Raw genomic sequence first — 13,801 nt, forward strand, 5'->3', positions numbered from 1 at the left:
GACGGCCTATGCCATAGGCAACTTTCGTCTTAAGTCTTAGAGGATAGAGTATGGCTCAGGCATCCGGCCTCATGGCAGGCAAACGTGGCATCATCATGGGTGTCGCGAACAACCGTTCCATCGCGTGGGGGATTGCCAAGGCCATTCATGCCCAGGGCGGCGAAGTGGCGCTCACCTATCAGGGCGATGCGCTGAAGAAGCGCGTCGAGCCGCTGGCCGCCGAAATCGGCGCTTCGCTTGCCGGCCATTGCGATGTCAGCGACGAATCGACCATCGATGCCGTCTTTGCCGATATCGAGCAGCGCTGGGGCAAGATCGACTTTCTCGTGCATGCCATCGGCTTTTCCGACAAGGACGAGTTGACCGGCCGCTACGTCGATACGACCGCCGACAATTTCGCCAAGACCATGCAGATCTCCGTCTACTCCTTTACCTCGGTTGCCCGCCGCGCCGAAAAGCTGATGACGGATGGCGGCTCCATGCTGACGCTGACCTATTACGGCGCCGAAAAGGTCATGCCGAACTACAACGTCATGGGCGTGGCGAAGGCCGCGCTGGAAGCCAGCGTGAAATATCTCGCGGTCGATCTCGGCCCGAAGAACATCCGCGTCAACGCGATCTCGGCCGGCCCGATCAAGACGCTCGCCGCCTCCGGCATTGGCGATTTCCGCTATATCCTCAAGTGGAACGAATACAACGCGCCGCTGCGCCGCACCGTCACCATCGAGGAAGTCGGCGATGTCGGCCTCTACATGCTGTCGGACCTGTCGCGTTCGGTGACGGGCGAAGTGCATCACGCCGACAGCGGCTATCATGTCGTGGGCATGAAGGCGGTCGACGCGCCTGACATTTCCGTCATCAAGGATTGATGACACGAGGCCTGGGGCCTCAATTCGGGGTTGGACTTTCGCCTTTCATTGGGTAGGCTCGGATCAAGGTTTCGGCAGGATATTGCCGGGACTTCAACCGGGCGCCCTGCCATTTGTGCTGGACGGGACCCGGAAACCCGGAGAGACCGGCTACACATTCGGCGCAGCACGAGCGTGCAGCCAAGGCATGAAAGAGGGTTTTACCCGTGCTCATCTACATGATCCGCCACGGACAGACCGACTGGAATGCCGAAGGACGCCTGCAGGGTCAGAAGGACATCGGCCTCAACGACACCGGCCGGGCCCAGGCTTTTCAGAACGGCGAAACGCTGCGCGGCCTTTTGGGGACAGACGTCTTAAACTTCGATTTCGTCGCCTCCCCCCTCTCGCGCACCCGCGAAACCATGCAGATCGCCCGCAAGGCGATGGGGCTTGACCCCATGGGCTACCGCACCGACGAGCGGCTGGTGGAACTGTCCTTCGGTGACTGGGAAGGCCATACGCTGGACGATATTCGCGCCGTTGCGCCCGATCGGCTGAAAATGCGCTCGCGGCAGAAATGGAACTTCATTCCCCCCGGCCCTTCGGCCGAAAGCTACGAGATCCTTTCCTGGAGAATCGGTGCCTGGCTGCAATCGGTGGAGAGGCCGACCGTCTGCGTCAGCCATGGCGGCGTCATCCGCTCCATTCTGAAACTGGTCGGCGGCTGGGACGAGGCGGACGCGTCACGCTGCGACATCCACCAGGACCGCGTGCTGATCATCGAGCAGGACAAGGGCCGCGCGGAGTGGTTGTGACGGTTTCGGCGCAGCAAGCGCCGGCCTGTTACTGCTGGACGATCTGCAGGTCGTCGATCACCCGGTGGCCGTCAACGACGGTATAGAAGACGACGACCTTCACGCCCGACGACAGGCCGTCGAAGTTGAACTCCTCCGGCACCTTGTAGGTCTTTCCGTCGTCCAGCGTCAGGCTGAGCTTCTTCACGTCAACGGACTTGATCGTGGCTTCGACATCGACGCTCTGCGCCAGCGCGGAGAGCGGGGAAAGCATACTGGCGGTTGCGAGCAGCGCTGCAATCAGGAGGCGCATCGTATAAGCCTTTGGCAGATCAAGGAATGTTTTGTTTCGAAACATGATTTGCCTTTCGATTGTGGCAAAAGTTGCCCGGCTTGATGTCAATTCGCGTCTCATTGATGAACAGGATTTTAACCAATTGCAACCATTTGCCCTGGAAAGCCCGAAAGGCCGGAAAAACCGGCCATTCCGACGGCAGCATCCCGTGACGAAATGCCATCGAGTTTGCGTTTGCCGGTGCAATGGGAAATTAACCCGCGCTGTCTAGCCTGTGGACAAGCGATTGGGGGCAACGCGTTTGACAATGAGCTTGATGGCAAGGTGGCGGACAGCGGCCGCACAGATGCGCTGGCGCCTGCCGGTGGCTGTGGCCGGCGCCCTTGCGCTTTCCGTGATCGCAACCACCATCCTTCTCGATCGCCAGCATCGCCACGATTACCAGGAGTTTCTGCGCGGCGCGACCGAGCGCACGATGATCATCCTTCGCCAGCGGCTCGCAAGCCGGATGCAGGCAGACCTTATCCTTGCCTCCCATCTGGGGCAGTTGCTGGGCGATCCGTCGGCTTTCGACCTCGCCCAATTTGCGCCGGCCGCGCACGACATCCTGCTGCGCAATCCGCATCTGGTTGCCGTGGCTCTGGCGCCGGACAACAAGCTCGGCCCCATCATCACCGCGCAGGCGCAAGCTCCGGATGCCGGGCCCAGCGCCGCCATCGATCGGGGAGCACTGTCGAAGGCCATCCTTGCCCATCGCCTGCCGGGCCCAGCGCTGCTCAGCCAAGGGGCCGGTGACGGAATGATGGTGCTTGTGCTGCCCGTCTCCGCCAACAACACGCCCTGGGGCAAGCTGGCGCTGGTGATCGATCACCACCGCTTCCTCGCCGAGGCCGGTATCGAACCTCAGACATCCACCATTGCTCTTCAGGAGAGCCCGCACGAAAGTCTGCTGGACATCACCATCCGCCATGTCGGGTCCGACGCCAACCGGCTGCTGACCGGTCCGGAGACTATTGTCGACCGGGAGCCGGACGTGTCCACGCTGCCGATCTCCGGCGGCCACTGGGAACTGTCGGCCGCGCCGCCCGAGGGCTGGTCGGCCGCGCCGAACGACCAGCCGTCCTTTCGCCTGCTGCTCGCCGCTGCCGGCCTGGGAATGATCGTACCGATCCTCGCGGCGGGCGTGCTGATCGGCGAACGCAACCGTCACATCGCCATGCTGAAGGCGCGCGAGGCCAATCTGGTGGCGTTGTCGCAGCGCTTCAGCCTGGCCATGGAAACGTCCAGCATGGGCATATGGGAAGTCACCGACGACAATAACCTCACCTGGGACGCGCGCGCGGCCGCCCTGTATGGTCATCCGGAAAAACCCGGCGGCAACCGGCTCGAGGACTGGGTGGCTTCTATCCATCCCGACGATGTCGACACGGCGGAAGCGCATTTCTTCGGCTGCATCTGCTCCACCCGCTCGCGCGTCGATGACTATCGCATCTGCCTTGGCGACGGCACCATCCGCACGCTTCGCTCGACCGGCGCCACCTTCGTCGATCCCGACGGCAGCTGCCACACGACCGGCATCGTCTGGGACGTCACGGCGGATGCCGAGACCACCCAGGCGCTGCGCGCGGCCAAGGAAAGCAGTGAAATCAAGAACGCCGAACTGGAACTGGCGCTGGACGAGCTGTCGCACCGCGAGCGGGAACTGGAGGAGCTGTCGACCAAGCTCGACCTGGCGCTTGCCTCCTATGACTGCGGTATCTGGGAAACCTACCCGCAGGAAGGGCTGGAAGTGTGGGACAGGCGCATGTGCCAGCTCTACGGCATCGCCTATACCGACGGTCGCCTGAGTACTGAGCAGTGGCTGAGCCTCATCCACCCGCAGGACCGCCCGCGGGCCGAACGCCTGATGAAGAGCGTGGATGACAGCAACAAGACATCGCTTGTGGTACGCGTCCCGCAGGCGGATGGCAGCATCCGTTTCGTCCGCACCATCGGCAGGCGTCACGGCGATCGCGATGGCGCCTACAAGTTTCTCGGCATTGCGCTTGACGTGACGGAGGACATGCAGCTGACGGCAGCGCTGCAGGCCGCCAAGCAGGACGCCGAGGCCAAGAATATCGAGTTGCAGCTTGCCCAGCGCCGCATCGAGCACAATGCACTCCACGATCCGCTGACGATGCTTGCAAACCGGCGCAAGCTGGACGTGGCCCTCGACGCTCTGTCGCGGGAAAGCCAGACCGAGCGCCGCCATGCCTCTCTCCTCCATCTCGATCTCGACCGGTTCAAGCAGATTAACGATACGCTGGGTCACGCCGCCGGCGATGCCATGCTGGTGCATGCGGCGCAGATCCTCACCCGCAATGTGCGCAATGAAGATGTGGTGGCGCGCATCGGCGGCGACGAGTTCGTCATCCTCGTCGCCAACACGGCTGACCCCGCCGAAATGGCGGCGCTCGCCGCACGCATCGTCAGCGAGCTCCACCAGCCGATAGAGTTCGAGGGGTTTTCCTGCCGCTGCGGCGTTTCCATCGGCATTGCCCAGGAAAGCGGCCGCAGGATCGATGCGCGCAAGATGCTGATCAACGCCGATATCGCGCTCTACCGGGCAAAGCATCTCGGCCGCAACCGCTTCGAGTTTTTCACGCAAAACCTCCAGGCCGAAGTGATCAACAACAAGCGCATGGCAGACGAGATCCTCGTCGGCATCGAGCAGGGCCAGTTCGCCACATTCTACCAGCCGCAGTTTTGCGCACGGACCTACCAGCTCGTGGGCGGCGAGGCGCTGGTGCGCTGGCACCATCCCGACCGCGGCCTTCTGACGCCGGATGTCTTCCTGAAGATCGCCGAGGATCTGAACGTCGCGGCCACGCTCGACCAGCTGGTGCTGGAAACCGTGCTGCGCGACCAGATGCTGTGGGCGGCCGCCGGCATCGACGTGCCGCGCGTATCGGTCAATGTGTCTGCCAAGCGCCTCCACGACCGGACGCTGGCCGACACGCTGAACACGCTGTCCATCTCGCCCGGCAAGATTGCCTTCGAACTGGTGGAATCGATCTTCCTCGACGAAAGCGACGACGTGGTGACGGACAATCTCAACCGCATCAAGGCGCTGGGCATCGACATCGAGGTCGACGATTTCGGCACCGGCCACACCTCCATCGTCAGCCTGCTGAAGCTGAAGCCGAAGCGGCTGAAAATCGACCGGCAGCTGGTGATGCCCATCCTGTCGTCGCAGCAGGAACGCGGGCTGGTGCGCTCGATCATCGAGATCGCCCGCTCGCTGGGCATCGAAACCGTGGCGGAGGGCGTGGAAACCATGGAGCATGCCTCGCTTCTGAAGGAGCTGGGCTGCGACCTCCTGCAGGGCTTTGCCTTTTCGCAGCCGCTGGCCGGCGCCGAATTCGCCGTCGCCGCACGCCGGGGATTTATCACCGCGGCGTGAAAATCCTCGATCAGGGCAGCGAGCAGCGGCCGGCGCGGGAGCCCGGCGTGCGGCACAAAAAGGGCTTCCCCCCCGCCCCCCTTTTCCACTATGACAAGTGCGCTTCACGTCACGACGGCTTCCCGCCACGGGGTTTGCCGGCGCTCAACGGTCAGGGTTCATGTCGCATAATACATTCGGTCATCTGTTCCGCGTCACCACCTGGGGCGAAAGCCATGGCCCGGCGCTTGGATGCGTCGTGGATGGCTGCCCGCCCGGCATCCGCTTCACCGCCGCCGAAATCCAGGCCTTCATGGACAAGCGCAAGCCCGGCCAGTCGCGCTTCGTGACCCAGCGCCGCGAGGACGATATCGTCAAGGTGCTCTCCGGCGTGATGCTGGACGAGGACGGCGTGACGATGACGACGACCGGCACGCCGATTTCGATGCTGATCGAAAACACCGACCAGCGCTCCAAGGATTATGGCGAGATCGCCAAGCGCTACCGTCCCGGACACGCCGATTTTGCCTATGACGTGAAATACGGCATTCGCGACTATCGCGGCGGCGGACGCTCTTCCGCGCGCGAGACGGCGGCCCGCGTGGCGGCCGGTGCGCTTGCCCGCAAGGTTCTGCCCGGCGTCACCGTTCGTGCAGCACTCACTCAGATCGGCATTCACAAGATCGACCGCAACCGCTGGGACTGGGCGGAAGTCGACAACAACCCCTTCTTCTGCCCTGACAAGGCAATGGTGCCTGTCTGGGAAGAGTATCTGGACGGCGTGCGCAAGGCGGGCTCCTCCATCGGCGCTGTCATCGAAGTGGTGGCGGACGGCGTTCCGGCAGGCCTTGGCGCGCCGATCTACAGCAAGCTCGACCAGGACATCGCTTCGCTGCTGATGTCGATCAACGCGGTGAAGGGCGTCGAGATCGGCGACGGTTTTGCCGCAGCAGAACTGTCTGGCGAAGAAAATGCCGACGAGATGCGCATGGGCAATGACGGCAAGCCGCTCTTCCTGTCCAACCATGCCGGCGGCGTGCTTGGCGGTATTTCCACCGGCCAGCCCATCGTGGCGCGCTTTGCAGTCAAACCCACCTCCTCGATCCTGACCGAGCGCCAGTCGATCGACAGCGACGGGCAGAATGTCGATGTGCGCACCAAGGGCCGGCATGACCCCTGCGTGGGCATTCGCGCCGCCCCCATCGGCGAAGCCATGGTGGCCTGCGCGCTGGCCGATCATTTCCTGCGCGACCGGGGCCAGACCGGACGCATCCGCTCATTGCCGACAGAGTAATTTTCAAAAGGATTGACTGCCATGCCCTTCGACCAAAAGCGCGTTGTCGATGCCATCCGGGCCTTCGAGGCCGGCGAAATCATTGTCGTGACCGATGACGACGACCGCGAGAATGAAGGCGATCTGATCGTTGCAGCCGTTCACTGCACGCCGGAAAAGATGGCCTTCATCGTGCGCCACACGTCGGGCATCGTGTGCACGCCGATGCCGCGCGAGGAGGCCAAGCGCCTGAACCTCAACGCCATGGTGGCCGAAAACGACAGCGCCCACACGACGGCCTTTACCGTCAGCGTCGACTTCAAGCATGGCACGACGACCGGCATTTCCGCCGACGACCGGACGCTCACCGTGCGCAATCTCGCCAATTCGAATGTGGGCGCCGCCGATTTCGTGCGCCCCGGCCATATCTTTCCGCTGATCGCCCGCGAGGGCGGCGTTCTGATGCGGTCAGGCCATACGGAAGCAGCGGTCGATCTGTGCAAGCTTGCCGGCCTGCCGCCGATCGGCGTCATCAGCGAACTGGTGAACGACAACGGCACCGTGATGCGCGGCCCGGACGTCGCAGCCTTTGCCGCTGAGCACAAGCTGACGCAGGTCTCCGTCGCCGATCTCATCGCCTACCGCCAGCGCAAGGAAACGCTGATCGAGCTGCAATCAAGCTTCGACGTCGCAACGCCGGTCGGCAAGGCCAAGGCGCATGCCTACTCGCTGCCCTGGGATCCGATGCAGCATCTGGCAGTGGTGTTCGGCGACATCCGTGACGGCGTCGATATTCCCGTGCGCCTGCATCTGGAAAATGTCGCAAGCGATGTCTTCGGCACCGACCGCAGCATCGGCCGCTACATGGACAAGATCGCCGAGGCCGGGCGCGGCATCATCATCTACCTGCGCGAAGGCTCCGTCGGCGTCGGCCAGAAAGGCCTCAACCGGCGCACCCGCATGGGCACCGAAGACCACGGCCAGGCCCAGAGCCGCGATAGCGAATGGCTGGAAATCGGGCTCGGCGCGCAGATCCTGAAGGATCTCGGCGTCACCTCGATCCGCCTCTTTGCCTCGCGCGAGCGCCACTATGTCGGCCTGGAAGGCTTCGGCATCAAGATCAGCTCGACCGAGATTGTTTGAAGCGTCTGACCGGTCGGCAGCCGGTCAGGCTACCGCCATCTTCCCAACATAAGGGGTAAATCTCTTCTAGAGGAAGAAAGACCCCTCCCAAACCCTCCCCACAAGGGGGAGGGCTTAGCCCGGCCGCACCCTCTGATGCAGGAACCGGGCGCGTTCCCAACATCTACAAGAACTGGTCGGAGATCAACCCGACGCTGTCGAAGGGCCCGATCGCTGCCTCCATCGGGTCTCCCCCCTTGTGGGGGGAGATGGCGGCAGCGAGAGGGGGTTTAAAGTCTAATCAACGCCATAGCCGCAGCGCCTTCAGGCAACCACCAGGCCACCGTGATAATCCAGCCGGTAGACCGCGCGGTTCTCGAACATGATCTGCTCGACACCGGTGAAAGACGTATGGTCGCCGTCGCTTGCATCCAGATAGCGATACGGGCCGGCATCGTGCGCAAAACCGCCGAGAAACCGCCCCTCGGCATACATCCGCGGCAGCGCCGCGCGCAGCACATTGGCGGCACGGCTGCCGTCGATGGCCGCGCCATCCAGCACCCGGCCATAATAGTTCATCGCCCAGACCGGCGCCCCGTCACGCCAGACGACTTCCTGGCCCAGAAAATCCGTTCCACCGAAATAGCTGTCGAGATAGGACCACGCACCCCGCCGATAGGGGATATCGCGCGAGCCCGGCCGGCATGATCCCTCACCCGGCTTTCCGCCAATATAGGCGGCCGCCTTGGCCTCCACGATGAACGGCAGGAGACCATCCAGATTGACACCAGTCTCCATCGGCTCTGCCTCCGCTACCGAACAATCTTCATGGCCATGCCGACAGAGCGCGGGGCCGTTTCGGCAAAACCGAACTGGGCATAGAGCCGATTGGCCGGTACGTCGGCGATGAGACTCACATAGGCGCTTTCGGGCGCATTCGCCTTCAGGTGATCGGTGAGGGCTGCCATGATACGCTTGCCAAGGCCGCGGCCCTGGTGGGCCGGATCGACGGCAATGTCCGTGATCTGGAAAAAGCAGCCGCCGTCGCCGATGATGCGCCCCATGCCGACGATCTTGTCCTCCCACACCAGCCGCACGCCGAAAACCGTACCCTTGAGGCCAAGGCTTGCGGCTTCCGGCGTAAACGGACTGAGGCCGGCCACCTGGCGAAGACGCAGATAATCGGCAAGCGGCGGGGCCTGCGGCTCCAGGCGATAGTCGTCCGGCAGCCGTGTTGCAACGTCGTCAGTCACTCTGTCATGTCTCCCGTTTTCGGATCCCGCGACCTCTGGCCGCCCCGATTGTCCGTAAATATCCAGTTCTCTGCGTAGTCTACCCGCTCCACACCGGTGAAGCGGGCCAGCCGCTGCAGTTCCGCATCAAGCTTTTCCAGCCGGCCGGCCGAGGCGCGCACGTCAGGCTCCAGCCAGAGCCGCTTGACGGCAAGCACGCCCGCCTTGCGATCCGCCTTCATGTCGATGCGCCCGATCAGCCGGTCGCCTTCCAGAAGCGGAAACACGTAGTAGCCGAACTGTCGCTTCGGTTCGGGCACGAAGACCTCGATGCGATAATTAAAGCCGAACAGGCGCTCCGCCCGGTCGCGGTCGCGCAGCAGCGGATCAAACGGGCTCAGCACCCGGATGCGCGCCGGTGGCTCGGGCGGTTCCAGAAGCGCCGGCAACCGGTCGGGCAGCGCGTAGGAGAGGCGCCGGCGGCCATCCACCGTGACGACCTCCACCGGTTGCAGGTCCTGCGCCTCGCGGGCAACCCAGTCTTTCGCCTCCTGCGGCGTGATGAGGTCGAAGAAGGCGGCGATCTCGCCGGAGGTGGCAAAGCCCAGCCGCGAGAGGGCCGCGCGGCAGGCCCAGTCGACAAATTCGCCATGGCTGACCTCCGGCTCATGATGATGGGCCGGCACGACACGCTCGGTGAGATCGTAGACCTTCTGGAAATTCACCCGGCCGGCAATCGCCAGGCGGCCGGTGCGCCAGTGATATTCGAGCGCCGTCTTGGACGGATGCCAGTTCCACCAGCCGCCGGAGGTATGATCGGCGTGGCGGATCTCGCGGGCCATCACCGGCCCGCCCTCCCTTACCCGGGCATAGGTTTCCTCGAACACTGCATCGAACCCCTCGCCGCGCCATTTCTGCCAGCGTGCCAGAATGGCCGCCTCCTCCCTGAGGAAGCGGTGCTTCCAGTAGCGGAAGAAGCCGGAGGGGATGATCGCCGCATCATGCGTCCAGTGCTCGAAGAGCGCCCGATCCGTTTCCAGAAGGGCGGCCAGATCCTCGCGGCGATAGGTCTGGTTGCGGGAAAACAGGATCTGGTGATGCGCGCGCTCCACGGTCTGGATGCTGTCGACCTGCACGAAACCCAGATCCTCGATGAGGCCGAGCAGCGCCTGCTTGTCAAGCTTCAGGTTCGGCGCGCGCGAAAGCCCCTGCCGTTCGAGGAAGGCCCAGCGTGCCGTGCGATTGTCGATCAGAATCGTCATGCAGAGAGGCTAGCTCCCGTTCGCGTTTTGTTCAACCGAAAACGCAGCACGCTGGGGTCCGTGAGGAGAGACGGCAGGAGCGATATTCCACTGATTGTCACAGCCGCAAGATTTGCGGGGAACATCGGCCATAACCCACGGTTGGGCCAATGTACTCCAACCAAAGGAACGCCTTATGTTCATGAGAGTAGACCAGCTGCAGGCCAATCTGCCAGCGCCCGCGCGGGCAGATCCCAATGCCGCCGCCGCCCTCCAGGAATTGCTGGGAGGAAAGTACGGCGAAATGTCCACGCTCGGGAACTATATGTTCCAGAGCTTCAATTTTCGCAGCAAGGAAAAGCTGAGGCCCTTCTATTCGCTGGTCGCCAGCATTACGGCCGAAGAACTCGGCCATGTCGAGCTGGTGAGCAACGGCGTCGTCATGCTGAACAACGGCCCTGACATTCCCGATGGCGATGCAGGCGATGGCGGCGACATTTCCGACGCGCCCTGGGAAGGCATGAAGGATATCCGGCTTGCCGCAGCCTTTTTGTCGGGCGGTGGTGGCGCAATGCCCGTCAACAGCAATGGCGTGTCATGGAACAACGACTTCATCACCATGACCGGCAATGTCGTGGTCGACCTGCTGCACAACTTCCATCTGGAATGCGGCGCACGCCTGCACAAGCTGCGCGTCTATGAGACATTGTCGGACCCGACGGGCCGGGAAGTCTGCGGTTATCTTCTGGTGCGCGGTTCCGTCCATGCGCATGCCTATGCGCTGGCGCTCGAAAAGATCACCGGGGTCGACGTGAAGAAATTCCTCCCGACCCCCAACATTCCGCTCGACAAGATCCCGGAGTGCCAAAAATATCTCGACGAGGGCTCGCATCGCCGGCTCTATACGTTCAGCCCCAACGACTACAAGGAAATGTCCGGCATCTGGGGCAATGGCGAAGTGGCCCTGCCGAACGATCCGCCCGGCGAGCTGGAAGTGGTGGACGGCATGCCTGAAGGCGGCAAGATCCACCAGTTCGTCGGCGTGCCCTCCGCATTCACTCCGGACTATTCGCCGGAGGAAATGTTCGAAATCGCCGAAAAGCTCTACAAGAAGTCCAGATAACGGACGAAACGACAACCGTGTCGGGGCATTTCACCCCGGCACGTCTCCCCCGGCACGTCTCCGCTGACGAAAGCCCCGTCCCGGACTGCAAGGCTCTGGCACATTCGATCGCCGCGTCGCAGACCGAAATTGCCGGTCCCGCGCTTCCCCCCTGCCACCTTCGCGGTTTATAGAGGCCTCAAGACCGGAAGAGGCCCGCCCTTTGCACATCATCTTCGACAAGGCCGAATTGCGCTTCGGCGAGCGCGTGGCGCTTCATCCGCTGAGCCTTCAGCTGTCAGAGCCGCGTATCGGCGTGATCGGCCTCAACGGCTCGGGCAAGACGAGCTTTGCCCGGCTGGTGAATGGGCTTGTGAAGCCGACAAGCGGCCGCGTGACGCTGGACGGCATGGACACGGTGGCGGATGCCAAAGCCGTTCTTGCCGCCACCGGCTTCATCTTCCAGAACCCGGCCAACCAGATCATCCTGCCGCTGATCCGCGACGACATCGCCATGGGACCGAAAGCCCGAGGCCTGAAGGGCAAGGCGCTGGATGAAGCGGTGGAGGCCGTGATGGACCGGTTCGCCATCGCCGAGCTTGCCGAGCGTCGCCCGCACGAACTCTCCGGCGGGCAGCTGCAGCTCGCAGCGCTGGCCGCCGTGGTGGTGACGGAACCGAAGCTCATCCTGTTCGACGAGCCGACCAACCAGCTGGATCTCAAAAACCGCGCACTGGTGAGGCGGGCGATCGACGGGCTGGAGCAGCAGGCCATCGTCATCAGCCACGATCTGGATCTCGTCTCAGGCTTTGGCCGGGTGCTTGTGTTTCACGAAGGCCGCCTTGCCTTCGATGGAGACGGTGCCGAGGCCATTGCTCGCTACCGGGAGACTGCCGCATGCTGACCAGCCTTTATGTCGAAGGCACAAGCTTTCTCCACCGCATGAGCGTGCGGGCAAAGCTTGCGGGTCTGATGATCATCGGCCTTGCGCTTTTCCTCGTCGCGAACCCCGTGGCGCTGGGATTTGCCCTTCTCGTCACCGCCACGCTCTATCTGCGGCTGGGGCTGGGGGTGGGCGAGGCCTTTCGGCGGCTGCGCCCGGTGCTCATCACGATTGCCTTTTTCGGGCTCGTCAATGTCGTCGTCCTGTCGCCGCACGAGGCGCTTACGTCCACCTTGCGCCTGCTGGCGATCCTGTTTCTGGCGGCAAGCGTGACCGCCACCACGACGATTGCCGACTTCATCGACACCATCACCGCGCTTCTGGTGCCCCTGGAGCGGCTTGGGCTGATGAAGGCCGCAGACGGCGGGCTGGCCTTCGGGCTGGTGCTGCGGTTCGTGCCGGACATTGCGCTACGCTATGCGGTGCTCAAAGAAGCGCATGCGGCGCGCGGCCTGACGCTGAAGCCGCAGACCATTCTCGGGCCGCTCATCATTTCAACCCTCAAGGAAGCAGACAGCATTGCAGAGGCGATTGACGCGCGCGGCATTCGGGGCCAGTAGAAGCATCGGAAGACCTGTACCCCTCAACCGGAGTGTTTCATGATCACCAGGGATCTCGTTCTGTCGGCATTGTTTACTGCCATCATCATCGTGCTGGGCCTCATCCCGCCGGTGACGCTCGGCTTCATTCCTGTGCCGATCACGGCACAGTCGATGGGCGTCATGCTGGCGGGTACGATCATCGGCGCCCGGCGCGGGGCGCTCGCCTATGTGCTCCTCGTGGTGCTGGTCGCCGTCGGCCTGCCGGTTCTGTCGGGCGGCCGCGGCGGGCTCAACGTCCTGATGGGACCGACGGGCGGTTATATCATCGGTTGGATCCTCGGCAGCTTCGCCACCGGCTATCTCAGCGAGCGCCTGGTGCGCGATGGCCAGTCGGCGCTTCTGCAGGCCGCCGGCTTCTTTGCCGCAAGCGTTGCCGGCGGCATTATCGTCGTCTACGCGATCGGCATGCCATGGGTTTCCCTGATGACCGGCACGCCCTTCAGCAAGGTCATCTTCGGCTCCCTCGCCTTCATTCCTGGCGACCTACTGAAGGCCGCCATCGCCATACTCGCCGCCCGCGCGGTGATGGTCGGCTACCCTCTTCTGCCGCAGCGGGCATAAACCGCCTCCAGAGCAGACAGCACTTGAAATGCCACCTTTATGGTGGCATTTTTCGTCATGGAGAAGAAGCGGCCAACCTATCACCTTGAGGCAATACAGGCGGCACTGGGCACGGTAAACGCGCTTGCCATGACGTCCTCGGCCCTGCGTGATGCGCTGGCACTGGGTTTTGACCGACAAGGGGTCGTCGAGACGATCGCAAGCATTCGTCCTTCGATGTTCTACAAGTCGATGACGACGGTCCTTGATCACAGGGTCTGGCAGGACGTCTACCACGTACCGGCGAAGGGCTACATTCTCTACGTGAAGTTCCAGGCAGACGTGATCACCCAGTTCACGGTCATGTCGTTCAAGGAGAAGTAAG

Annotated in this window: 14 protein-coding genes; 10 read left to right on the forward strand and 4 right to left on the reverse strand. The window is 63.1% G+C overall.

The window, feature by feature from the left end; all coding sequences use genetic code 11:
* Positions 1–50: 50 nt before the first annotated feature.
* Together fabI and J2858_RS03310 are read left to right on the forward strand one after the other, a co-directional pair.
* Positions 51–869, forward strand: coding sequence for an enoyl-ACP reductase FabI (fabI, locus tag J2858_RS03305; RefSeq protein ID WP_210103305.1), 819 nt, complete (start codon positions 51–53; stop codon positions 867–869).
* A gap of 206 nt (positions 870–1,075) precedes the next feature.
* Complete coding sequence (locus J2858_RS03310) at positions 1,076–1,666, forward strand: histidine phosphatase family protein (protein WP_210103306.1); 591 nt, start codon at positions 1,076–1,078, stop codon at positions 1,664–1,666.
* A 28-nt stretch (positions 1,667–1,694) separates the two neighbouring features.
* On the opposite strand, the gene J2858_RS03315 is transcribed toward J2858_RS03310, so the two are convergent.
* Positions 1,695–1,958, reverse strand: a complete 264-nt coding sequence (locus tag J2858_RS03315) for a DUF1344 domain-containing protein (protein ID WP_210103307.1) — start codon at positions 1,956–1,958, stop codon at positions 1,695–1,697.
* Positions 1,959–2,256: 298 nt separating this feature from the next.
* Here J2858_RS03315 and J2858_RS03320 point away from each other — a divergent pair, with 298 nt between their 5' ends.
* From J2858_RS03320 to ribB, 3 genes are all read left to right on the forward strand, one after another.
* Positions 2,257–5,382 (forward strand): bifunctional diguanylate cyclase/phosphodiesterase, encoded by a 3,126-nt coding sequence (locus tag J2858_RS03320; RefSeq protein WP_245365527.1) that lies wholly within the window; start codon positions 2,257–2,259, stop codon positions 5,380–5,382.
* A 160-nt stretch (positions 5,383–5,542) separates the two neighbouring features.
* Positions 5,543–6,655 (forward strand): chorismate synthase, encoded by a 1,113-nt coding sequence (gene aroC, locus J2858_RS03325; RefSeq protein ID WP_210103309.1) that lies wholly within the window; start codon positions 5,543–5,545, stop codon positions 6,653–6,655.
* A 21-nt stretch (positions 6,656–6,676) separates the two neighbouring features.
* Positions 6,677–7,777 carry a 3,4-dihydroxy-2-butanone-4-phosphate synthase gene (gene ribB / locus J2858_RS03330; protein ID WP_210103310.1) on the forward strand — a complete coding sequence of 367 codons (1,101 nt, stop codon included), beginning with the start codon at positions 6,677–6,679 and terminating at the stop codon, positions 7,775–7,777.
* A 303-nt stretch (positions 7,778–8,080) separates the two neighbouring features.
* Here the strand turns inward: ribB and J2858_RS03335 are convergent, their stop codons facing one another.
* Genes J2858_RS03335 through J2858_RS03345 form a run of 3 tightly spaced genes read right to left on the reverse strand, consistent with a single transcriptional unit; the run spans position 8,081 to position 10,250 of the window.
* On the reverse strand, positions 8,081–8,554 hold the full coding sequence (locus J2858_RS03335) for a DUF5680 domain-containing protein (protein ID WP_210103311.1): 474 nt from the start codon (positions 8,552–8,554) through the stop codon (positions 8,081–8,083).
* Between the two features lie 14 nt (positions 8,555–8,568).
* Positions 8,569–9,009, reverse strand: a complete 441-nt coding sequence (locus J2858_RS03340; protein ID WP_348635441.1) for a GNAT family N-acetyltransferase — start codon at positions 9,007–9,009, stop codon at positions 8,569–8,571.
* On the reverse strand, positions 9,006–10,250 hold the full coding sequence (locus J2858_RS03345) for a winged helix-turn-helix domain-containing protein (protein WP_210103312.1): 1,245 nt from the start codon (positions 10,248–10,250) through the stop codon (positions 9,006–9,008). The genes J2858_RS03340 and J2858_RS03345 overlap by 4 nt, the downstream gene beginning before the upstream one ends.
* Before the next feature lie 175 nt (positions 10,251–10,425).
* Between J2858_RS03345 and J2858_RS03350 the strand changes: the two genes are divergently transcribed.
* The 5 genes from J2858_RS03350 (at position 10,426) to J2858_RS03370 (ending at position 13,800) form a co-directional block, all read left to right on the forward strand.
* Entirely contained in the window at positions 10,426–11,352 is a 927-nt protein-coding gene (locus tag J2858_RS03350) for a manganese catalase family protein (RefSeq protein ID WP_210103313.1), read from the forward strand.
* A gap of 202 nt (positions 11,353–11,554) precedes the next feature.
* Positions 11,555–12,235: an energy-coupling factor ABC transporter ATP-binding protein gene (locus tag J2858_RS03355; RefSeq protein ID WP_210103314.1), complete on the forward strand. Its 681-nt coding sequence runs from the start codon at positions 11,555–11,557 to the stop codon at positions 12,233–12,235.
* Positions 12,229–12,834, forward strand: coding sequence for an energy-coupling factor transporter transmembrane component T family protein (locus J2858_RS03360; RefSeq protein WP_210103315.1), 606 nt, complete (start codon positions 12,229–12,231; stop codon positions 12,832–12,834). Before J2858_RS03355 ends, J2858_RS03360 begins: the two co-directional genes overlap by 7 nt.
* A gap of 39 nt (positions 12,835–12,873) precedes the next feature.
* Positions 12,874–13,437 (forward strand): biotin transporter BioY, encoded by a 564-nt coding sequence (locus J2858_RS03365; protein ID WP_210103316.1) that lies wholly within the window; start codon positions 12,874–12,876, stop codon positions 13,435–13,437.
* A 39-nt stretch (positions 13,438–13,476) separates the two neighbouring features.
* On the forward strand, positions 13,477–13,800 hold the full coding sequence (locus J2858_RS03370; RefSeq protein WP_245365528.1) for a type II toxin-antitoxin system MqsR family toxin: 324 nt from the start codon (positions 13,477–13,479) through the stop codon (positions 13,798–13,800).
* Position 13,801: the final 1 nt, after the last annotated feature.

Origin of the sequence: Neorhizobium galegae (assembly GCF_017877135.1) — a bacterium.
Lineage (GTDB): Bacteria > Pseudomonadota > Alphaproteobacteria > Rhizobiales > Rhizobiaceae > Neorhizobium > Neorhizobium galegae_A.

What these genes read in the sequence shown, in the direction of transcription:
- J2858_RS03350 (WP_210103313.1), top strand. Translation starts at nt 10,426, where the DNA reads ATGTTCATGAGAGTAGACCAGCTGCAGGCCAATCTGCCAGCGCCCGCG.
- J2858_RS03315 (WP_210103307.1), bottom strand. Translation starts at nt 1,958, where the DNA reads ATGCGCCTCCTGATTGCAGCGCTGCTCGCAACCGCCAGTATGCTTTCC.
- J2858_RS03320 (WP_245365527.1), top strand. Translation starts at nt 2,257, where the DNA reads ATGGCAAGGTGGCGGACAGCGGCCGCACAGATGCGCTGGCGCCTGCCG.
- J2858_RS03335 (WP_210103311.1), bottom strand. Translation starts at nt 8,554, where the DNA reads ATGGAGACTGGTGTCAATCTGGATGGTCTCCTGCCGTTCATCGTGGAG.
- J2858_RS03365 (WP_210103316.1), top strand. Translation starts at nt 12,874, where the DNA reads ATGATCACCAGGGATCTCGTTCTGTCGGCATTGTTTACTGCCATCATC.
- fabI (WP_210103305.1), top strand. Translation starts at nt 51, where the DNA reads ATGGCTCAGGCATCCGGCCTCATGGCAGGCAAACGTGGCATCATCATG.
- J2858_RS03360 (WP_210103315.1), top strand. Translation starts at nt 12,229, where the DNA reads ATGCTGACCAGCCTTTATGTCGAAGGCACAAGCTTTCTCCACCGCATG.
- aroC (WP_210103309.1), top strand. Translation starts at nt 5,543, where the DNA reads ATGTCGCATAATACATTCGGTCATCTGTTCCGCGTCACCACCTGGGGC.
- ribB (WP_210103310.1), top strand. Translation starts at nt 6,677, where the DNA reads ATGCCCTTCGACCAAAAGCGCGTTGTCGATGCCATCCGGGCCTTCGAG.
- J2858_RS03370 (WP_245365528.1), top strand. Translation starts at nt 13,477, where the DNA reads ATGGTGGCATTTTTCGTCATGGAGAAGAAGCGGCCAACCTATCACCTT.
- J2858_RS03345 (WP_210103312.1), bottom strand. Translation starts at nt 10,250, where the DNA reads ATGACGATTCTGATCGACAATCGCACGGCACGCTGGGCCTTCCTCGAA.